The following is a 362-nucleotide window of genomic DNA, read 5'->3' as shown; positions in this document are numbered from 1 at the left end:
CGGGGACTACACTCTCAAGATCGAGAACCAATGGTCCCAAGGAGGAATTCGTAGTACCCCGACCACTACGAGAATTTTATCTCAAAACTCTTTGGAGTACGTGACATTAATATACTAGGAGGAATAACTTATGAAAAAAATACTAGCTAGCGCAGTAGCGGCATCGCTTGTCATGGGGACGGTCGTATCTACGTTTGCATTCGCACAAACACAGTCGTATACGTCATCGAACATTGTGATTAACGGACAAGCAGCGTACCATCCAGACGAGTTTGTAGCGAATGGAACCACCTATATGCCGATTTGGTACGTCATGCAAGCCCTTGAACAAGTAGGCTACAAGAGCACGTGGAACGGGCATG

Annotated in this window: 1 pseudogene; it reads left to right on the top strand. The window is 46.4% G+C overall.

Annotation, left to right across the window (positions count from 1 at the left end):
- Window positions 1-130 precede the first annotated feature (130 nt).
- Window positions 131-362 (top strand): annotated as a pseudogene (locus tag MM817_RS16595) (hypothetical protein); the annotation flags it as partial.

Origin of the sequence: Sulfoacidibacillus ferrooxidans, assembly GCF_022606465.1 — a bacterium.
GTDB classification, from domain to species: Bacteria; Bacillota; Bacilli; order Alicyclobacillales; family SLC66; genus Sulfoacidibacillus; species Sulfoacidibacillus ferrooxidans.
This window is presented reverse-complemented; position numbering and strand designations above follow the sequence as displayed.